At 70.1% G+C, this 20,323-nt stretch carries 17 protein-coding genes; 10 read left to right on the top strand and 7 right to left on the bottom strand.

The genetic code is table 11. The features are described from left to right. Window positions 1-20: 20 nt before the first annotated feature. From SYV04_RS39630 to SYV04_RS39645, 4 genes are read left to right on the top strand one after another with little or no spacing between them, the layout of a single operon-like run. A complete protein-coding gene (locus tag SYV04_RS39630; protein WP_321551277.1) occupies window positions 21-761 on the top strand; it encodes an RNA ligase family protein in 741 nt (246 codons plus the stop codon). 21 nt (window positions 762-782) lie between these two features. Continuing rightward, complete coding sequence (locus tag SYV04_RS39635) at window positions 783-1,976, top strand: non-canonical purine NTP pyrophosphatase (protein ID WP_321551278.1); 1,194 nt, start codon at window positions 783-785, stop codon at window positions 1,974-1,976. Further along, the gene (locus SYV04_RS39640) at window positions 1,973-2,773 is read left to right on the top strand and encodes a nucleotidyl transferase AbiEii/AbiGii toxin family protein (RefSeq protein ID WP_321551279.1); all 801 of its coding nucleotides are present in this window, start codon (window positions 1,973-1,975) and stop codon (window positions 2,771-2,773) included. Before SYV04_RS39635 ends, SYV04_RS39640 begins: the two co-directional genes overlap by 4 nt. 39 nt (window positions 2,774-2,812) lie before the next feature. Further along, a complete protein-coding gene (locus tag SYV04_RS39645; RefSeq protein WP_321551280.1) occupies window positions 2,813-3,802 on the top strand; it encodes an NAD(P)H-quinone oxidoreductase in 990 nt (329 codons plus the stop codon). Window positions 3,803-3,815: 13 nt separating this feature from the next. Here the strand turns inward: SYV04_RS39645 and SYV04_RS39650 are convergent, their stop codons facing one another. Then, window positions 3,816-4,283: an allene oxide cyclase family protein gene (locus SYV04_RS39650; protein WP_321551281.1), complete on the bottom strand. Its 468-nt coding sequence runs from the start codon at window positions 4,281-4,283 to the stop codon at window positions 3,816-3,818. 122 nt (window positions 4,284-4,405) lie between these two features. Between SYV04_RS39650 and SYV04_RS39655 the strand changes: the two genes are divergently transcribed. Continuing rightward, window positions 4,406-5,443, top strand: a complete 1,038-nt coding sequence (locus tag SYV04_RS39655; RefSeq protein ID WP_321551282.1) for an agmatinase family protein — start codon at window positions 4,406-4,408, stop codon at window positions 5,441-5,443. On the opposite strand, the gene SYV04_RS39660 is transcribed toward SYV04_RS39655, so the two are convergent. Continuing rightward, window positions 5,444-6,460: an ATP-binding response regulator gene (locus SYV04_RS39660; RefSeq protein ID WP_321551283.1), complete on the bottom strand. Its 1,017-nt coding sequence runs from the start codon at window positions 6,458-6,460 to the stop codon at window positions 5,444-5,446. Window positions 6,461-6,629: 169 nt separating this feature from the next. Between SYV04_RS39660 and SYV04_RS39665 the strand changes: the two genes are divergently transcribed. The 4 genes from SYV04_RS39665 to ggt all read left to right on the top strand — a co-directional run bounded on the left by SYV04_RS39665 (window position 6,630) and on the right by ggt (window position 13,866). Next, window positions 6,630-7,964, top strand: coding sequence for a trypsin-like peptidase domain-containing protein (locus tag SYV04_RS39665; RefSeq protein ID WP_321551284.1), 1,335 nt, complete (start codon window positions 6,630-6,632; stop codon window positions 7,962-7,964). Window positions 7,965-7,976: 12 nt separating this feature from the next. Then, window positions 7,977-9,842 carry a serine/threonine-protein kinase gene (locus SYV04_RS39670; protein ID WP_321551285.1) on the top strand — a complete coding sequence of 622 codons (1,866 nt, stop codon included), beginning with the start codon at window positions 7,977-7,979 and terminating at the stop codon, window positions 9,840-9,842. An 83-nt stretch (window positions 9,843-9,925) separates the two neighbouring features. After that, window positions 9,926-12,004: a prolyl oligopeptidase family serine peptidase gene (locus tag SYV04_RS39675; RefSeq protein WP_321551286.1), complete on the top strand. Its 2,079-nt coding sequence runs from the start codon at window positions 9,926-9,928 to the stop codon at window positions 12,002-12,004. 38 nt (window positions 12,005-12,042) lie between these two features. Next, window positions 12,043-13,866 carry a gamma-glutamyltransferase gene (gene ggt / locus SYV04_RS39680; RefSeq protein WP_321551287.1) on the top strand — a complete coding sequence of 608 codons (1,824 nt, stop codon included), beginning with the start codon at window positions 12,043-12,045 and terminating at the stop codon, window positions 13,864-13,866. 19 nt (window positions 13,867-13,885) lie between these two features. Here ggt and SYV04_RS39685 read toward each other — a convergent pair whose 3' ends face one another. The 3 genes from SYV04_RS39685 to SYV04_RS39695 all read right to left on the bottom strand — a co-directional run bounded on the left by SYV04_RS39685 (window position 13,886) and on the right by SYV04_RS39695 (window position 16,624). Beyond that, window positions 13,886-14,488, bottom strand: coding sequence for a DUF1877 family protein (locus SYV04_RS39685; protein ID WP_321551288.1), 603 nt, complete (start codon window positions 14,486-14,488; stop codon window positions 13,886-13,888). 4 nt (window positions 14,489-14,492) lie between these two features. Next, on the bottom strand, window positions 14,493-16,163 hold the full coding sequence (locus SYV04_RS39690; protein WP_321551289.1) for a cyclic di-GMP-binding domain-containing protein, MshE-related: 1,671 nt from the start codon (window positions 16,161-16,163) through the stop codon (window positions 14,493-14,495). 74 nt (window positions 16,164-16,237) lie between these two features. Further along, entirely contained in the window at window positions 16,238-16,624 is a 387-nt protein-coding gene (locus SYV04_RS39695; protein ID WP_321551290.1) for a VOC family protein, read from the bottom strand. A 28-nt stretch (window positions 16,625-16,652) separates the two neighbouring features. Here SYV04_RS39695 and SYV04_RS39700 point away from each other — a divergent pair, with 28 nt between their 5' ends. Further along, window positions 16,653-18,161 (top strand): response regulator, encoded by a 1,509-nt coding sequence (locus SYV04_RS39700; RefSeq protein ID WP_321551291.1) that lies wholly within the window; start codon window positions 16,653-16,655, stop codon window positions 18,159-18,161. A gap of 10 nt (window positions 18,162-18,171) precedes the next feature. On the opposite strand, the gene SYV04_RS39705 is transcribed toward SYV04_RS39700, so the two are convergent. Beyond that, a complete protein-coding gene (locus tag SYV04_RS39705; protein ID WP_321551292.1) occupies window positions 18,172-19,080 on the bottom strand; it encodes an MYXO-CTERM-anchored inactivated metalloprotease in 909 nt (302 codons plus the stop codon). Window positions 19,081-19,121: 41 nt separating this feature from the next. Beyond that, entirely contained in the window at window positions 19,122-20,258 is a 1,137-nt protein-coding gene (locus tag SYV04_RS39710; RefSeq protein WP_321551293.1) for a dipeptidase, read from the bottom strand. Window positions 20,259-20,323: the final 65 nt, after the last annotated feature.

Genomic DNA, 20,323 nt, shown 5'->3' on the forward strand with positions numbered 1-20,323 from the left:
TTCGGTGTTAGCTTCACGGGGTGCGCCTCGGTCCTGATCCGGAGTTTCGCCCGCTCGGTGGAAAGGCCTACGGCTCCATCCCGCACCTTCCAGGCTCTCGTACCGGCCCCGCGGATCGACACCTCGCTCCCGGGCTCGCGCGGCGCTGTACCGACACGGCGCGCGATGGGGCCGAGCACGTGGTGGTGCTCGAGAAACTCGACGGCTCCTGTGTGGCCGCCGCGCGCTTGGGAGACACGCTCGTCGCGCTCGGTCGAGAGGGTCGGCTCGCCGCGCACTCTCCCAACGAAGCGCGCCGGCTCTGGGCCGCGTGGGTCGCCGCGAACGCGGACCGCTTCCTCGCCATCCTCCAGCCCGGCGAGCGGCTCGTTGGAGAGTGGCTCGCCCTGGCCCATGGCACGCGGTACGCGCTGCCGCACGAGCCCTTCGTCTGCTTCGATCTGATGCGGGAGCGCGAGCGGCTCCCCTGGCGCGAGCTGGTGGAGCGCGCTCGCGCCGGTGGCTTCGTGACACCAGGGCTCGTCCACGAGGGTGGCGCGTTGAGCATCGAGGCGGCGATGGAGCGGCTGCGCGGCGGCGGCTTCCACGGTGCGGTGGATCCCGTCGAAGGCGCGGTCTGGCGGGTGGAGCGGCGCGTGGGCGAGACGGTCCGCGTGGACTTCCTGGCGAAGTACGTGCGGCCCGACAAGATCGACGGCAGCCTGCTCCCCGAGAACACCGGGCTCCCGTCCGTCTGGAACTGGCGCCCGGAGGCGTCGTAGGCCGCAAGGAGCCCCTCACGCATGCCACGCGCCTTCTTCGTCACTGGCAACCAATACAAGGCCGAGGAGATCTCCCGGCTCCTCTCCGGCCTCGACATCGTCTGGCGGAAGCTCGCCCTCCCCGGGCTCGAGCCCGCCGCGCCGGAGCAGGGACCGATCGACCTGGCCGCCCTGGCCCGTCGCAAGGTGCTGGCGGCCTGGCAGGCGCTGGGGGCTCCGTGCTTCGTCGAGACCACGGCGCTCGAGTTGGACGGCGTGGCCTCCTTCACCGGGGCCCGCTTCAAGAAGCAGTGGCTCGCGCAAGGCGAGCAGGCCTTCCTGGCGACCCATGGGGGCTGCCGAGGCCGGGTTCGGGTGGCCGTGGCGTTCTCGGAGGACGGCGTCGCGGAGCACGTCTCGGTCTTCGAGGGCTCCATCGAGGGCACGTTGCTCGCGGCACCCCGTGGCGATGGGGGCTACGGCTGGGATCCCGCCTGGCTGCCCGACGGCTATGCGCGCACGCTCGGAGAGATGGCGCAACAGAAGTTCTTCCTCAACATGCGCCACCGGCCCTACCTGGAGCTGGCGGACCGGCTTCGGGAGCATTCGATCGGTGGCCCCTATGAGGCCCATGTGACGATCGCGACGCGTTCGGAGGAGGACCTCGAGCGCTTCCGTGCCTTCTGCGGCGCCGCGGGGGTCAAGTGCATCTTCATCGAGCTGGGCCAGGGAGCGGTTCGCTTCCAGCCGATGACGGCCTCGTACCACCACGGGCCGCTCCGGCAGGCGCTGGACGAGGTGCAGACGTTCGCGCGCTCCCTGGCGGCCGACGGCTTCGATGTGACGCGGCTCAAGATCGAGGCGCTGGGCACCAACCGCGACATCCCCGAGGAGGATGCGGCGGCGAAGGCCCAGCCGGCGAACTACTTCGAGTTCCACGTGAAGGTGACGCTCCCCTCGGTGGGCGCGGACCTGGAGGCGCTGCGGGCTCGCTGTGAGCGGCATGGCGCGCACCTGTCGCGCAACGCGCGCAAGGTACGGGCGGACGGTGCCTCCGAGCGCTTCGTCACGCTGCGCATTCGCGGCCTGGGTCGGGCGAATGCCGACGCGCGCTTCACGGCGCTGCTGCGGGAGCTGGCGGAGACGGAGCTGCCCCTCTCCTACCCGCTGCGCGAATACACGGTCTACGACTCGAACCAGGGGCTCGATCGGGGCTGGGGCGAGGTGCTGACGTGAATCCCACGCCTCCCGTGCTCGCCGCGGCCATGGGCCTGCTCCGGCGCCTTGCCCGCTCGCCCGTGGCGGAGGAGCTCATCCTCCGGGGCGGGATGATGATGCGCCTGTGGAGCGGCTCGGTGCCTCGACCGGTGGAGGACATCGACTTCCTGGCCCGCTTTCCCTTCGACGCGGCGGCGACGGTCGCGAGGCTCGAGTCCCTCTGCCGCGTGGAGGTCGAAGATGGGATGCGCTTCGGTGCGCTGCGCTCCGAGGTGATCTGGGCCGAGACAGCCTTCCCGGGAATGCGCGTCTTCGTCGAGGTGGCCCTGCGCGACACCGAGCAACCCTTGGAGCTGCGGATCGACACCGGCTTCGGCGATCCCATGGACCCTCCCGCGATGTGGATGGACCATCCGCTCGAAGAGGGCACCGCCGCCCGCGTCCTCGCCTGCCGGCCCGAGACGCTGTTCGCCTGGAAGGTCCATGGCCTCTTCGAGCGAGGTCCTGGACGCTTCCGCCCCAAGGATCTCTTCGACGTCTACCTGCTGGCCAGGCACGCCCCGCTCGATGCGGCGCTGCTGCCCCGGGCGCTGCGCCTGGCTTTCGACTCGCGCGGCGACTCACTCGAACTCACCTCCCGACTGGTCGCGGGTGAGTTCGGACAGAGCCCCTGGAGCCTTGAGAAGTGGGCACGTTTCCGCAACAGCCTGCCGGAAGGCCGGCCCGAGCAGCTCTCCGAGGTCGTCACCTCGGTCGCGCGGGTCCTCGGCCCGGTGGTGACGGTGGCCATGGCACTGCCCTCCAGGATGGAGTAGCTGAACCAAGGCCCAAGCCGTCTCTCGGACGAGGTTCCCATGCAAGTCTTCCGCACCACTGGCGCTGGCGGTCCCGAGGTCCTCGCTCCCGAAGCTCGCCCGGACCTCACGCCAGGTCCCTCCGAGTTGCTCATCCGCGTGCGCGCCACGGCGCTCAACCGCGCGGACCTGCTCCAGATCAAAGGCCACTACGCGCCACCGCCTGACGTGCCCCAAGACATCCCCGGCCTGGAATACGCGGGAGAGGTCCTCGCCGTGGGCCCGCGCGCGCGCCGCTTCCGGCCAGGCGATCGGGTGATGGGCCTGGTAGGCGGAGGTGCCTGGGCCGAACAGCTCACCGTCCACGAGCGCGAGGTGCTCCCCATGCCGGAGGGCATGGACTTCACCGACGCCGCCGCGCTGCCCGAGGTGTACCTCACCGCCTTCGATGCGCTCGTGCTCCAGGGCGGAATGCGGACCGGAGAGACGGTGCTCGTGCATGCGGTGGCCAGCGGCGTGGGCTCCGCGGCGGCGCTCCTGTGCCGGGCAATGGGGGTTCGCGTGGTGGGCACCGGTCGCAACGCCGCGAAGCTGGAGCGCACGCGCGAGTGGGGGGTCGAGCGGACCATCCACGTGGAGGGAACGCCGCCGCGCTTCGCCGAGGCCGTCCGCGAAGCCACGGGAGGCCGAGGCGCTGATCTCGCGCTGGATCTGGTGGGCGGGGACTATGTCCCGGAGACGCTGGAGGCGCTCGCGCCGCAGGGCCGGGTCATGCTCGTGGGGTTGGTCGCGGGCAACAAGGCCCAGCTCCCCCTGGGGGTCATCCTCATGAAGCGGCTGCGCATCACCGGCACGGTGCTTCGCAGCCGCCCGCTGGAAGAGAAGATCGCGCTAGCACAGGCGGCCGAGCGTCACCTGCTGCCGCTGTTCCGCTCGGGGGCCCTCAAGCCCGTCATCGACGCCGTGGTACCCATGCGAGACATCCGGGAAGCCCTCACTCGCATGGCGAGCAACGAGACCGTGGGCAAGGTCGTCCTGCGCTGGGACTGAGCCCCCTCACGCGCTACTGGGACAACAGCACCTGGTAGATGAAGGTGTATTCCTGCGTCGGCGAGTCCCGAAACTCGAGCTGCATCTGGCCGTGGGCGCCCTTGAACGCGCCCGTGCCTCCGGTAATCGCGAGCACCGAGCCCTTTCGATCATAGAAGGGCCCCGACACCGTGAGCTGCCCGTCACTCAGAAAGGCGGTCCACGTACACTCCCAGGACTCGCCCGCCACCATGCGCACGCAGTACCCCTGGTCCGTGCCCATCTGCGTCGTATTCGTCGCGTCGAACAACAGGTTCGAGAAGGTCAGCACATCGCCCGCGGAGTCCCCCGCCGGCTCGTTGTCCACCACCGCGTCCGAGGCCGCGCGCTCCACCAGCTGGATCGTCTGGATCTGTAGCGGAGCCGCCTCCTCGTCTCCACAGCCCACCAGCGCCGTGAGCAGCACGAGTCCCAGGCCACCCTTCATCCGCGTCCTTCGCATGTGTACCCCCCTCAGGGCCGAGTGATACGGCGGGCGCAGTGTACCCATGGGCTCACCGAGCGAGCGAGCACCCCTCGAAGACCGTTGCCAAGCATGGCCAGCTCCATATCCTGCGCCGCGCCATGGCTACCCACTTCGATCCCAGCGCCGCCGCCCCCGCCGACTCCGGCATCTTCGGCCTCCCCCACTCCGCCGATGAGGCCCACGTCGTCCTCGTCCCCGTCCCCTTCGAGGCCACCACCAGCTACGGCGGTGGCACCTCCGAGGGCCCCGCCGCCGTCCTCGACGCCAGCCGCCAGGTGGACCTCTTCGACGTGGAGACCGGCCGCCCCTACGAACGCGGCATCGCCATGCTCCCCGAGTCCGAGGACCTGCGCGCCTGGAACACCCGCGCCAAGGAGCGCGCCCAGCTCGTCATCGAGGCGGGCGGCGTGGACCCCGCCAACGCCGAGCTGCGAGCGGCCGCCGATGAGGTCAACGCGCTCTGCGAGAAGATGAACGACGTCGTCTACCGCACCACCCAGCAGTGGCTCGAGAAGGGCAAGCGCGTGGGCGCCGTCGGCGGAGACCACTCCATCTCCTACGGCATCATCCAGGCCCACGCCGAGAAGTACCCCGGCCTGGGCGTGCTCCACCTCGACGCGCACGCCGACCTGCGCAAGGCCTACGAGGGCTTCACCTGGTCCCACGCCTCCATCATGTACAACGTGGTGAAGCGCATTCCTGGCGTGAAGTCGCTCGTCCAGGTCGCCATCCGCGACATGAGCCAGGAGGAGCACCAGCTCATCGAGGACTCCGGCGGCCGCGTGCGCGCCTTCTTCGACTCCACCCTGCAGAACAAGCGCTTCGACGGAGTGCCCTGGAACCGCCAGGTGGACGAGATCGTCGCCCAGCTCCCCGAGCACGTGTACCTGTCCTTCGACATCGACGGACTGGACCCGGTGCTCTGCCCCCACACCGGCACGCCCGTGCCCGGCGGCCTCTCCTTCCCCGAGGCCAACGCCCTCATCGCCGGCGTGGTCCGCTCGGGGCGCACCATCGTCGGCTTCGATCTCACCGAGGTGGCCCCGGCTCCCGACGGCGGCGAGTGGGACGGCAACGTGGGCGCCCGGCTGCTCTACAAGATGATCGGCTGGATGCTGAAGTCGCAGCGCGCCTGATCAGCGCGGCAGCAACAGGCTGAAGGTGGAGCCCCTGCCCATCCGGGACTCCACCGACAGCGCGCCTCCGTGCAGGCGCGCCAGCTCCGAGGCCACATAGAGCCCTAGCCCCGTGCCGCTGTCGGCACGGACCTGGAACGGCGCGAAGAGGCGCGGCAGATCCTGCTCCGAGAAGCCCGCGCCCTCGTCCCGCACCCGCACCGTCACCAGCGTCTTCGAGGCGTTCAGCTCCACCCGCACCTCGCCCTGCCCCGCGCCGTGATGCACCGCGTTCGCCAGCAGCGCGTCGAACACCTGGCGGAGCCGCTCCGGATCGAAGCGCAGCTCCACCGGCTCCGGGGGCACCAGGAGCTTGAAGGGCAGCGCGGGTACCTGCGCCCTCCAGCCCTCCACCACGTGGCGCAAGTGCGGCGTCAGGTCCTCCTCCGCCGGCTGCAGCGTCACATTGCCCGCCGCGAGCCGCGCCGCCTCGTGCAGACTCCGGCCCAGGAACTCCATCGAGCGCAGCTGCGCTCCCAGCGCCGCCAGCGCCCCCGCGTCCACCGCGGGCGTCTCCTGCAACCGCTGGAGCTGCTCACGCGCCGCCGCCAGCGGCACCTGCAGCGTCTGCGCCACCCAGTGGCCCACCTCCTCCACCGAGGGAGCGTCCTGCGCCGGCCTGCGCTGCGGCACGTGCGCCAGCGACTGGCGAATCAGCGACTCGAAGTCATTGATCTCGAAAGGCTTGTGCAGGAACGCGGAGGCCTCGGGCGCGCCGTTCGGCAGCACCGCGCTCAGCAAAATGACGGGCACGTCCTTGAGGACGTCGTCTCCGCGCAATTGCCGGCAGAGCTCCACCCCGCTCAGCCGCGGCATCATGTGGTCCGTCACCACCAGATGCGGCCGCCGGGCTCGCGCCAGTCCTAGCGCCTCCTCGCCATCCCGAGCACGAACCACATCGTGCCCCAGGTCCTCGACGACCTGGCTCAAGACCTCGAGCACCGCAGGTTCGTCGTCCGCCACCAGGACGAGACTCATGCCGCCACTCCTCGACGCCAGCGCGGGACCCCAACCCACGCCCACCTGGCCATGCCATTGATCTATTAAAAGGCCGTACATCGGTTCCAGGTGGGCTCGGGAATCCTGACCGTTTCCCGACAGTCCCTTCGTCTCGCGCAGGACATCGTCCTTGCGCAGGAGGTACGGAATGAGGCTCTCAGGTATGAGGTGGTGGGTTCTGACCGGAGTGTTGCTGGCCTCCGTCGCCCAGGCGGACCAGGCGCGGCGGCGGGATGCGGTGGTGGAGGTGGTGCAGAAGGTCTCCCCCGCGGTCGTCTATATCGGCACCGAGCAGGAGGTGGAGTCGCGCTTCCGCGGCCGGCGCTCCCCGCTGGAGGACTTCTTCGGCGGGTACGAGCAGCCGCAGCGGCGGCGGGTGCAGGGGCTCGGCAGCGGCGCCATCATCGACGCCTCCGGCATCATCGTCACCAACGAGCACGTCATCCGCGGGGCCTCCGCCATCCACGTCGTCCTGGAGGACGGGCGCACGCTGGACGCGGAGGTGCTCGGCAGCGACGCGGGCAATGATCTGGCGGTGCTCAAGGTGAGCGCCCGGGAGCCGCTGCCCACCGCGAAGCTGGGCACGAGCTCGGATCTGATGATCGGCGAGACGGTGGTCGCCATCGGCAGCCCCTTCGGCCTGTCGAAGACGGTGACGGCGGGCGTGGTGTCCGCCGTGGGCCGCACGTTCCGCGCCGAGGACGGGCGCGTCTACAACGACTTCGTGCAGACGGACGCGGCCATCAACCCAGGCAACTCGGGCGGCCCGCTGCTCAACGTGGACGGAGAGATCATCGGCATCAACACCGCCATCTTCGCCAGCGCGCAGGGCATCGGCTTCGCGATCCCCGCCGACAAGGTGCGCCGCATCGTCGAGGAACTCACGCGCTTCGGGAAGGTGCGCCCGGCGTGGGTGGGCATCGAGGCGCTGGATCTGGCCCCTCAGGTGGCGAGTCAAGTCGGATGGGATCGCACCTACGGCGCGCTGGTGGCCGCCGTCGAGCCTGGCAGCCCCGCTGAGCAGGCAGGCGTGCAGCGCGGGGACGTGCTGGCGGAGATGGGCGGCTCTCGCGTCTCGGATGCCGATGACTTCGACACCCGCGTGCGTGGCTATCCGGCCCGCTCCGCCTTCCCGCTCACCGTCTTCCGCCAGGGCGGACTGCGCACACTCCAGGTGACACCCGTGGAGTTCCCCACTCGGATGATCGAGACGCTCGCGTGGGAGCGACTCGGACTTCGAGTGAAGGAGGCTCGCGGCGGCGGCATGGCCCTGTCCGCCGTCCGTCCCGGCTCCGCGGCCGAGGAGGTGGGCCTGGTTGCCGGGGATGTGATCCTTCGGGTGAACAACCAGCAGGTCGCCAACTCGGACAGCTTCCGAGAGGCCCTGCTCACGGCGCGACGGGGGCGTAGCGTCTTGTTGCTCGTCCGCCGGGGGCGATATGGCTACCACATCACCCTCCCGTTCCAAGGCCAACGCCTCTAGCATGATCACCGCATGAGTCAGGTCAGCTATCAGCCCCTCGGTCCCTTGATGTCTGGCGAGGGCTCTCGCGCGTTCCTCGGGCTGGCGCTCGAGGATGGCGTCGCGCCCCACCCCGTGGTGCTCATCTGGGCACCACCGGAGGTCGCGCAGGACGCGGACCTGACGGACAAGCTGCGCCGCGAGACACAGCGTGCCGTCGTCTTCGAGCACCCCAACATCCTGCGCGTGCATGGCCTGGTGTCACTGGAGCAAGGCCTGGCGCGCGTCACCGAGTACGCCGACGGCGAGTCGCTGCGCCGCGTGCTGGAGGTGACTCCGCGCATTCCTCCTCCGCTGGCCGCGCGGCTGGTGGCGGACGCGGCCATGGGCGCGCACTACGCGCACATGGCGGGCAATGACGATGGCTCGCCATTGGTCCACGGCGACCTGCGCCCGGAGACGCTGATCATCTCCTTCCAGGGCGTGTGCAAGGTGACGGGCTACGGCGCGCTGGGCGTGGCGCCTCGGGAGCGCGGCGGGCGCCGCGTGCGCAACCGGCGCAAGTACAGCGCGCCCGAGCAGCTGCTGGGCGGTCGCGAGGCCGTCAACATCCAGACCGACGTGTTCCTGCTGGGCCTCGTGCTCTACGAGTGCCTCACCGGCAAGGTGCCCTTCAAGGACGCCAAGGACGCGGACACCGCCACCCTCACCGAGGCGCTGCCGCACCTGCCTCCCAACATCCCCAAGGAGCTCGACGCGGTGGTGCAGAAGGCCACCGCCAAGCGCGCCAACGAGCGCTACCCCTCCGCGCTCGCGATGCGCGATGCGCTCGTGGCGGCCATGGGCGATCTGCCCCAGCAGGACGTGCTCTCCGTCTTCATGAACCGGTTGTTCCCGGTGAAGGAGACGGCGCGCGCGGCACGGGCTCAGGTGATCTCGCTCGGAATGGAGCAGGCGCTGCGGCGCTCGGAGGCGAACTGGCCCACCGTGGTCCCCTCCGCGCAGCCGCACCGCCCTGCTCCCGAGGCAGCGCCCTCCGCACCCGCGCCGAAGGCCGCTCCGGTTCCGGCGCCGAAGTCCCCGACCCGAACGGCGGAGCTTCCGGCGACTCCGGTTCGGGCCTCCGCGCCCGCGCCTGTTCCCGCTCCCGTGCCCGCGGCCACTGCCGCCGTCAGCGCCCCCGTGGCCGCTGCTCCCGCGCCCAACGTACCCGTGGCTCCCGCGCCCAGCGCGCCCGCCTCGCAGCGCTCGCGCCTCCCGCTCGTGATTGGCGCGCTCGCCCTGGTCAGCGCGGCGGCGGCGGTCGTGGTGTGGCGAGGGAAGCTGCCCGGTGACTACTCCTTCTCCTCCGAAGCGGGCGACGCGGGTGTCTCCCTGGCCTCTCTCACCCCGGGCCCCGCGCCCATCGATCCGCTGGCGATGCCTGACGCGGGCGAGGCGCCAGATGCCGGCGTCGCGGATGGCGGCGTGGATGCCGGAACGGAACTCGAGCTGATCGTCGATCCGCGCGTGGACATCCTCTTGTCGGATGGCGGAGTGCTCGGCCGCACGCCGCTGACGGCGCCGATGCCCGCGGGCCGTCACGTGCTCTCCCTGAGCAACCCGGCGCTGGGCATCCAGACGGCGCGCTCGGTCACCGTGAACCTCACGGGCCGCACCACGCAGCGCTTCTACTTGAACAAGGGCTTCGTCACCATTCGTGGGCCCGAGGGCTCCATCGTCCAGGTCGACGGGCGCAAGGTGGGCACCACTCCTGTCGAGGAGCTGGACCTCTACGAGGGCTACCACCGGCTCGTCGTCACCGTGGGCTCGGCGCGGTGGACCAAGTCCTTCCAGCTCGATGCGACCCAGCGCGTCACCTTCACGGTGGACTTCGAGGAGCCGGAAGAAGAGCCCTGAGCTCGGTGGCAGGAAGCCTCCGAGCAGGCACCGCGTCCGAGGAAGCGCTTCTCAGCGGGCGGGCTGGCCGTTATGTGAGGGGAATGCATTTCGCGCGTATCCCCTCAGTGTTGGCCCTGGTGTTGACCGCCTCCGTCTCATGGGCGGCGGATGATCCCTTCCTCTGGCTCGAGGACGTGCAGGGCCAGAAGGCCCTCGAGTGGGTCGGTGCGCAAAACGCGCGCACACTGGCAGTGCTGGAGAAGGACACTCGCTTCGAGCCCTTCCGCACCCAGGCGCTGGAACTCCTCACCGCCAACGATCGCATCCCGAAGCCTCTCTTCCGGGCGGGCGGCGTGGACAACTTCTGGCAGGACCGCCAGAACCCGCGCGGCCTGTGGCGGCACACGTCGCTCGACAGCTACCTGAGCCCGAGCCCCGAGTGGCAGACGGTGCTCGACATCGACGCGCTGGCCAAGGCCGAGGGCGGCAACTGGATCTTCAAGGGCGCTCAATGCCTGCCCCCCGAGGACCGGCTGTGCCTGGTGCGCCTCTCCAACGGCGGCAAGGACGCGGCCGAGGTGCGCGAGTTCGACGCCGTCTCGAAGACCTTCCTAAAGGACGGCTTCCAGATCCCCGAGGGCAAGCATTCCGCCACATGGCTCGACACGGACACCCTGCTCGTCGGGCGGGATTGGGGCGGTGACACCCTTACCGAGTCCGGCTACCCCTACGTGCTCAAGCGCTGGAAGCGCGGAACGCCCCTGGAGCAGGCCACCGAGGTGTTCCGGGGAAAGAAGTCGGATGTGCGGGTCGGCCCCATCGAGCTGCGGGACGCCGAGGGCCGGCTCCAGGCGGTGCTCCTCACCCGTGGCATCAACTTCTTCGAGGACGAATTCTTCCTGCTCACGGACGCGGCGCCCGTCCCGCTGGCCCTGCCAAAGAAGACGTCCTTCCAGACCTTCGTCGCGGGGCAGCTCATCTTCACCCTCCAGGAGGACTGGGGGCAGCTCAAGCAGGGGGCGGTGTTCGCCCTCGAGCTCGCCGCGCTGAAGGCGAACCCCGCCCAGCTGAAGCCGACGCTGCTGCTCCAGCCCGGGCCTCGCCAGGCCATCGAGAGCGTGGCGGGGACGCGCAACAAGCTCGTCGTCAACGTGTACGAGGACGTGAAGGGCGCCACCGATGTCTACACCTGGGCCAAGGGCCGCTGGAGCCACAAGCGCCTCGCGTTGCCCAAGAACGCCTCGGTCGGCATCGTCGCGGCTTCCTCGGCGCATGACCGGCTGTTCGTGGAGTCCCAGGGGTTCCTCGAGCCGACGACGCTGTGGCTCGCGGATGCCGCGGCCACCACCGTGAAGAAGGCCAAGGCCCTGCCCGCGCGCTTCCAGGCGTCGACCCACAAGGTCGAGCAGTTCTGGACCCCGTCCAAGGACGGCACCCGGGTGCCCTACTTCGTCGTCCGGCCCAAGGCCCAGAAGCCCACGGGCGCCGCGCCGGCCATCGTCTACGGCTATGGCGGCTTCCAGGTCTCCAAGCCGCCCGTCTACCTGCCCGAGGTGGGCAAGCTCTGGCTGGAGCACGGCGGCGTCTATGTCATCGCCAACATCCGCGGCGGCGGCGAGTTCGGCCCCCGCTGGCACCAGTCGGTGCTGCGCGAGAACCGGCAGAAGTCCTTCGATGACTTCGCCGCCGTCGTCGAGGACCTGGTGCGCCGGAAGATCAGCTCGCCGCGCCGCATCGGCATCTATGGACGCTCCAACGGAGGTGTGCTCACCAGCGTGTCGATGACGCAGCACCCCGAGCTCTTCAACGCGGTGGTCATCGAGAGCCCGCTCATCGACATGATGCGCTACACGAAGCTGCCGGCGGGCGCGTCCTGGGTCAGCGAGTACGGCAACCCCGAGGTGCCCGAGGAGGCGGCGTTCATCTCGAAGTACTCCGCCTACCAGAACCTCAAGGAGGGCGTGCGCTACCCCAAGCCGTACATCACCACCAACACGAAGGATGACCGCGTCCACCCCGGCCACGCGCGCAAGTTCGCGGCGCGGCTCGAGGCCATGGGGCTGCCGTACCTCTATTACGAGAACACCGACGGCGGTCACTCCAACGATGCCGACCCGGTGATGAACGCGCGGCGGTGGGCGCTGCACTATGTTTACTTGGCGCAGCAGCTGATGGACTGAGCCGCCGCGAAGGGCTCGGTTCCGGTAGGGTGCGGAGCATGCGCAGACTCCTCATCGCCGCGTGTACCGGGCTGCTGCTCGTTGCCAGCTGCAGCCACGACAAGGCGGCCTCCGGTGCTACCTCCGCCACCGCGTTCCAGCCCCAAGCCACTGGGCGCGGCGGCGCGGCGGCGACGATCGATGTGCGCGCCACCGCGGCGGCCATCGAGATCCTCAAGGATGGAGGCAATGCCGTCGACGCGGCCGTCGCCGCCGCGGGCGTGCTCAGCGTGACGGACCTCTACTCCTGCGGCATTGGCGGGGGTGGGTTGATGGTCATCTACCTGGCCGGCGAGCAGCGCGTCGTCACCGTGGAGCACCGCGAGGCCGCTCCCCGCCAGCTCCGCCGGGAGCTCTTCTATGAGGCGGGTGTGCCCATCCCCACGCTCGAGGTGATGACCAGCGGCCTTTCGGCCGGAGTGCCCGGCATGGTGCGGGGCTGGGAGACCGCCCTGGCGCGTTACGGTACCCGCGGGCTCAAAGAGGTGCTCCAGCCGGGCATCCGCGTCGCTGAGCAGGGCTTCGAGGTGGACCCGTTCTTCTTCGACCAGACCACGCGCAACGCCGAGCGCTTCAAGCTGTTCACCAGCTCGGCCAGCCTCTTCCTGCCCGCCCAGGGCCAACCCCTCCCTGTCGGTGCCACCTTCACCAACCCGGGCATGGCGAAGACGTACCGGCTGGTGGCCCAGGGCGGCAGCCAGGCCTTCTACCGAGGCGAGCTCGCACGGGCCATCGTGGAGACGGTGACTCGGCCTCCCATGTCGCCCGGGGCCGCGCACCCGGTCCGCGCGGGGGTGATGAAGCTGTCGGACCTGGCGGACTACGAGGCGCGCATCCGCGAGCCGGTAAAGAGCACCTACCGGGGCTACACGCTCTACGGCATGGGCGCGCCCACCAGTGGAGGGCTCACGCTGGGCCTGGCCCTGAACATCCTGGAGGCAACGTCGCCGGCCTCGCCGAACCGGGCGGAGATGCTCCACCGCTACCTCGAAGCCTCGCGTCTGGCCTTCGCGGACCGCAACGCCTACGTGGCCGACCCGGAGTACGTGGACGTGCCCGTGGCGGGGCTGCTCTCCAAGGAGTATGCGGCCGAGCGGAGCAAGGCGCTCGATCCGGCGAAGGCGGCTCCGGGCGCGGCGCGCGCGGGCAATCCGTTCGCGTATCAGCAGGACCCCAGCACCCTTCCGCCCCTCGCGCAGCGCCTGCCGGCGCTCCCGCCCTCGGTGCTGGACGTGCCCCACCGGGAGACCACGCACATCACCACTGCGGACAAGGCGGGCAACATCGTCGCGTACACGTGCACCATCGAGGCGGAAGGCGGCAGCGGCATCGTGGTGCCCGGCTACGGCTTCCTGCTCAACAACGAGATGACGGACTTCGACGTGCCACCGAGTCCTGCCACGCCCCACGCCAACATCCCCGAGGCCGGCAAGCGGCCGCGCAGCAGCATGACCCCGACGTTGGTGTTCAAGGACGGCGTGCCAGTTCTCGCGCTCGGGAGCCCCGGTGGCAGCAGCATCATCACCACGGTGCTGCAGACGCTCGTCTACCACCTGGATCTCCACATGCCTCTGCTGGAGGCGGTGGCGGCGCCGCGCGTCTCCCAGAGCAACGTGCCGGATGGGAAGAGCCATGCCGAACCGGAGTTCATCGCCTCCCCCGAGGCAGCGGCGCTCCAGGCGAAGGGGCACACCTTCACGGAGGCGAACCCCATCGGCGCGCTCACCGCCATCCGCTTCAACCCGGACGGCACCCTCACCGCCGTGGCCGAGCCCCAACGCCGCGGGGGAGGCAGCGCCATGGTGGTCGAGCCGGTGCGCTGAAGCCTCGACGGGCCCCGCCTTAATCGCGAGTCACCAGCACCCCTTCCCGGTGACTCGCCACCTGTCGATAGAAGGCTTGCAGGCCGCGAAAGGCCTCCACCGTCCAGCCCCACTCGTCCTCGCCCGCGCGGTCCGCCCAGAACTTGTAGACGGCCTGCGCCTCCATCCGCGCGGGCTCCCACGTCCGACGCAGGTCCTCTTCGGTCATGGGGCCCAAGTGCTCCGCGATGACCTGGACGATCTCCGGACGGGAGTAGCGCAGGGGGATTCCCTGTCCCCCGGCGAGGTGACTGGCCAACGCGGCGGCGCCTCGGAGGGCGTGCGTACCCCAGTCGTCTCTGTCGAAGTGGCCCTCCCGGCGTGCCTCGGACAGCAGGTAATGGAGCACGTCCCACCGGGGCCCCACGTCGAACCTGCGCCGCTCCAGCCCTGAGTGGGTTTCACACAGCTTCGACAACTCCCGCGCGCACTCCGCCCAGGCCCCTCCCCACTTCAACCATTGGGGGTTCCCCGGTATCCAGTTGGCCACGCTGAAGGGCTCTGCGAACGCGGGGTCCCGGATGGCCCGGGCCAGCAACTCACAGCCCTCCGGAAGGGCCTGGTACAAGCCCTCGATTCCCACGGGTTCAGGCGCTCTTGCGGCGGCGAATCATCGCCTCGTACGAGCGGCCCACGCTCTGCGCCAGGATGAGCAGCTCGCCCACGTCCGGCGGCGTGAGCTGGTCCGGGCCGTTGTCGAGGTACAGCAGATGCACCACCTTGCCGCGCACCAGCAGCGGGAGGATGACCGACGTCTTCGGGTAGGTCGGCTCGGGCTGCTTGTCCGCCCCCAGCAACCGGTAGAAGACGTTCATCGCCGTGTCCCGGCGGACCGGGCCCACGTAGTGCGAGCGCGTGTCCCGCACCAGCCGGAAGGTGTTCTGCGGGCGCAGCGCGACACCAATCCGCCGCACCGCGGCATCGCGCACCCCGCGCCCCATGCCGTGCCAGCCCGTCACGAGGCTGCCCTGCACGGACAGCAGCAGGCACCGGCGCCACTTGCCCACCGCGAAGCGCAGCACCGTGGTGGCCACATCCTCGCGGTCCAGGCTCTTGGCGAGCTGCGCCTGGGCATCGGCGAAGGTGAGCGGCTTGAGAGCCGCCGGCTTGGCCACGCCCGGACGACGGGCGGCGACCTTCCCAGGCGCGGCGGCGGGCCTCGCGGCCTGAGGCCCCTGCGCCTGCGGAGGCGGAGCGACCGGCGGAACCACCGGGGCCACGGGGGGCAGCGCGGGCGCGGCCGGGGGCGGCCGGGCCTGGGCGTTTTCCGTCGGTACGGGGATGAAGCTCGCGGTGGGCCGGCGCGCCGGCGGCTCCACCGGCGCGGGGATGAAGGGAAGCTCCTGGGGAACCTCCGGCTGCGCCACCGGGGGAGGCGCATACGGCGCCACCGGCTGTTCCACCGGCGGCAACGAATAGTCCGGCACGGGCTGCTGGGCGACCGCCTGCATCGCCTCCGCGTAGGCCTCGGGCGCGCTCGGCACCGCCCACATCTGCATCGTCGGACGCGCGGGAGGAGCCTCCGGCGGGGGCGCGTACACCTCGGGGGGCGCCTCCTCCACCACCTCGCCGGTGATGACCTCTTCCTCCAGCTCCTCGGCCACCACCTCGCCGGTGATGATCTCCTCTTCCTCCTCGAGGAGCTGCATCAGCGAGTCGGACCGCGCGCCGCCCGTGAGCGCCTGGGCGTAGACCGACTGGAACTCCTCCTCGCTGATGAGCTCCGTCGACTTGTTGGAGGACCGGGACACCTCTCCCGAAGCTCCCAGCGACTCCAGCTTCTGGAGCGGCTGGGGCTTGGGCTTCTGCATGGCGTTCATGTCGATGGCCCGCAGGGGCCTGAACGCCTTGCAGTAGCGGCGCAACAGCTGGTGCATCCGGAACTCGGGGATGACCACCGGCACCACGCGCTTGCCCGTCTGGAACCCGAGCGAATCCAGCATCGTGTAGTCCGTCGGGTTCATCACCGCGAGGCTCAGCCGCGTGGCATCCACCCGCATCGGCAGGTAGTCCCGGTTGTCCGCGTCGTTGAGGTCCACCAGCGCCAGGGCCTGCGCGTCTGGCTTCATCTCCCCGCTGGCGTGCGCACACCCGTGCAGCTTGCCCAGCATGCGCGCCAGGTCCGGCTCCGCGATCAGCCCCAACTCCAGCAGGTTCGTCCCCAGCCGCCCGCCGTGGACGACCTGGGACTCCAACGCCTCCTCCAGCGCCTGGGGCGTAATCAGCTTCTCGCGGATGAGCAGTTCCCCAAGGCGCATGTCCTTGCTTGATACCCGTGGCGGCGCATCTTCCGCAAGGCTACCCGTGGCGACGGGTGACTTCCGTCCTCCGTTCAGTCCTCCGGATGATGACTGAGCGCCACCCGATTGCCCTCCGGGTCCCGGACATAGATGGTCCAGCGCGTCTCATGGTCCAGGGGCACCTGGGCACGGGCGAAGGCCTCCACCGCCTGGGCCCGCGCGGACCGGGGGATGCGGAAGGCCAGCATCAGCAACCCCGGCCGCTCGTGGCGGAAGGGGCTCTCCTCCAGAGCGCCGGAGACCGCCTCGATGGCCAGGAAGGCGCCCCCGGGCACGCCTACCCAGATGCTCCGCAGGGAGCCGTCCGGGCGGTGGTGCCGGACCAGCTCGGGAAAGCCCAACAGGTCCCGGTAGAAGGCGGTCACCCGCTCCACGTCCCGCGCCTGGAGTGCGACATGGTGGAAGCCCTGAACGTCCATGAGGCGGATGCTATGGTGTCCACCCCCCATGGCGCGACTGCTCATCGTCGAGGACAACCCCGAACTCGCCTCCCTGATGGTGGCGGCGGCCCAGAGCCGCGGTCACTCTGCTCAGGCTGCCCTGACAGGCGAGGATGCGGTCGCCCTGCTGCGCCCTGGGGCGTTCGACGCAGTGGTGGTGGACCTGCTGCTGCCCGACATGCGCGGCACCGAGCTGCTCACCACCCTGGTGCCCTACGGCATCCCCGCCATCGCCATCAGCGGTGTATTCAAGGGTGACCGTCTGGCCCGGGAGGCCACCAGCCTCTACGGCGCCCGGGCCTTCTTCGAGAAGCCCTTCGAGCTGGACGCCCTGCTGGATGCGCTGGAGCAGAAGTGCGGGCTGCCCTCCACCGCCAGGCCCCCTCCCCCTCCTCGCGAGGCCCAGGAGGAGGACGCCATCCTCGAGCTGATGGAGCTGCTGCCCGAGGACGAGGAGGTGGAAGAGGCCACCCAGCCCGCCATCACCCCCATCACCGAGAGCGACGCCGAGGACGAGGACGCGCCGTCCCCGCCCCCTCCTCCGGACAGCGAGGACCTGTCCGTGGATGCGGTGTTGGGACAGGCCGAGGCGCTCATGGGCCTGGCCGACCTGGCCGAGGCGGCCACCCCCTCCGGCACCGAGCCCCCCGTGCCCGACGAGCCGCCCGAGCCGGAGATCTTCCTGCCCTTCGGGGAGCGCGAGAAGGTGTGGGCCAAGGGCCACAAGCAGGAGGCCTCGGAGCTGCCCCGCGTGGGCCGCCGCGCCCTGCCGGAGTGGACGCTGGAGGGGGAGATCAAGGAGTCCACCATCCCCCGGCTCCTCAACGCCTATTACGAGGCGCGCCACCACGGCGAGCTCAAGCTCAAGCAGAGCCAGGTCCTCAAGGTCGTCTACTTCGAGGCGGGCCAGCCCGTGTATGCCGCGTCCAACCTGGCCCACGAGCGCTTCGCCCGCTTCTGCGCGCGCCGGGGCGTGATGTCCGACTCCGACATGCAGGCCGTGACGGCGCTCTCGAAGGAGGAGGGCCTGCGCACCGGAGACGCGATGATGCGCCTGGGCCTGCTCACCGCCGACAAGCGCCGCGCGCTCGTCGAGGAGCAGGTGAAGGAGATCATCTGGTCCACCTTCGGCTGGACCACCGGCGGCTATGGCTTCAGCCCCATGCGGCTGCAGCGCGCGGGGCTGGTGAAGCTGTCCATCTTCCCGGGCGATCTCATCCTCGAGGGCGTGCTCAAGCTGGAGACGCTGGTGGCGCTGCGGCAGAAGATGCCTCGCACGCGCCGGCTCTTTCCGAGGGCCGATCCGCCCTACGGGCTGCACGAGCTGAAGCTGGGCGGCCCCCAGGCCCTGCTGCTGGCCTACGCGGACGGGACGAAGACGGTGGAGGACCTCATCACCCTCACCGACCTCTCCGAGCGCGAGACGCTGGCCACGCTCCGGGGCCTGGAGCTGATGGGAATCCTCGAGGAGCGGCGAGAGGAGCCCAGCCGGCGCCGCATCACCTTCGGGCTCTGAGCCACGCGGCTCAGCGGCGGCGCCGGGCCGCCAGCCAGAGCACGAGCGCCCCGAGCAGCGGCACGGTCGGAGCGGCGCCACAGCCGCCCTTGGAGGGCGCGGGCTCCTCCTCCTTGGGAGGGTTTACCCCGCCGTCGGTACCTCCCGGCGTCCCCGCATCCGGTGGGCTCTGAATGGCACACCCGGGCGTGGGCTGCCCCCGCGGGTAGAGCTCACAGAGCCCCTGGAGCGTGCCGGGATCGATGACGCGCTTCTGGGTATCCCCCCAGTCCAGGCGGCGCGCCATCGTCGAATCCAGGCGATCCACCAGGGCGAACCCGAGCGCCTCGCCGATGGACCGCGTCATCAGGCTCTGGACGTCTCCAGAGACACAATCGGGAGCGTGGGTCCCTGGCGCGCACGGAGGACTGTCCACCGTGCTGAGCGTGCCATTGCTGCTATTGAGCGCGATGTGGGCGCCGACGATCTCCCCGGTGGTGTACCTGAACGTCGCCGACGCGTTGACGACTTCGTCCGAGCCGAAGGCCCAACAGCCGTACTCATCGACACAGGGCTCGTGGGGATTGCAGACCTGTCCCTCGGGGACGACGTCGCGGCACAAGCGCGGGCGGATGATGATCAGGGCTCTGCCGTCACCGAAGGTCAACGTTCCATCCGTCACATCCGCCGTCTGCTCGAACACGAGGTCCGAGCAGGAACTGGCGGCCTGGCGCCAGGTGTTGACCGCAGCCTGGATCGCGGCTCGCTCCTCCGGGGTGGGATGGCCCGGGGACGTGGCCACGGCATAGGTGAACGTCCGCGAGGGCCGACAGAGGAGCAGCCCGTCGATTCGCGCGCGTTCGTAGGCCTGGGCCTGAGCGTTGGAGGCAAGGAGCCAGAGGAAGAGCGAGGCGAGGAGCGACGGGCGGATCGAGGCCATGACCCGCCCATGGTACCAGCGCCCCCGACCCCAGCGCTCCGCTAGCCCCAGACCTCGCGCATCACCCGCGCGAAGTTGCCGCCCAGGATCTTGGCGATGCGCGCATCGGAGTGACCGCGCGCGGACAAGAGCGCACCCAGCGTCTCGAACCGGCGGGCGTGGTTGAGTTCGGGGATGAAGGTCACCAGCTCAGGCGAGCGCCCCTTCGTCAGCACGCCGTCCGCGACCAGCCCCTTCATGAACTCGAGGTTGCCCTTCTCGAACTCGGGCGTGCGGTCCACCGGTGACAAGGTGTTGTCACTCCCGATGCCGACGTGATCCTCTCCGCAGACCTTGATCGCATGCTCGATGTGGCGAATCAGGTCCGCGACCATCGGTTGGCCCTGCTCGCGCAGGTAGGGCCAGAACAGGATGCCAACAACGCCACCGCGATTGGCCATCGCCTTCAGCTCCGCGTCGGCGGTCAGGCGCGGCAGGTTGGACAAGGCCCGGCACCCGGAATGGCTGATCACCACCGGCGCCTTGGACGCGGCGATGGCTTCGCGCACGGTGCGCTGCCCGCCGTGGGCGAGATCGACCAGGACCTTCTCGGCGTTGAGGCGCTCGATCACCTGCAGGCCCAGCTCGCTGAGTCCGGCGTTGCCCGGCTCCATGCACCCGTCGCCCACCAGGTTGCGCCGGTTGTGGGTGAGCTGGAGCACGCGCAGGCCCAGGCGCTTGAAGATCCCGATGCGGTCGGGATCCTCGCCAATCGGCGAGGACTCCTGGAACCCGTAGACCAACCCGACCTTGCGCTCGCGCTGCGCACGCTCCAGATCGGCGCCGGTGCGCACGGCGGTGAAGCTGTCCGGGTGCGCGGCGATCTGCGCCTCCCAATGGGCGAACTCCTTCATCGTCGTCTCGAGGGCGGAGTCCCGGAAGCGGAACCGCCCCGTGGGCGCCAGCGTCAGCACCACCGCGCTCAGCCCCGACTCGCGCGCGTCAGCGAGTTCCAACGCGTTGAGAGATCCGTCCGGGTTGCCGGGGAATCGGCCGAAGCCACCGCAGGCGTCGATGGCCAGCGTCCCGCTGTAGGGCGCCCAGGCCTTCTTCTCCTGGCCCCACGCAGGGGGAGCCACGCCTCCTGCGACGAGCGCCGCCGCGCCGCTTCCCACCAGGAACTGCCGTCGATTGATCATCCCCTGCTCCTCTCTTTCGGGTCCGGTCGCACTCTACGCCACGACGCGCCCGGAGGAGCCGGACT

The organism is Hyalangium ruber, from assembly GCF_034259325.1.
In the GTDB taxonomy this organism is placed as follows: Bacteria; Myxococcota; Myxococcia; order Myxococcales; family Myxococcaceae; genus Hyalangium_A; species Hyalangium_A rubrum.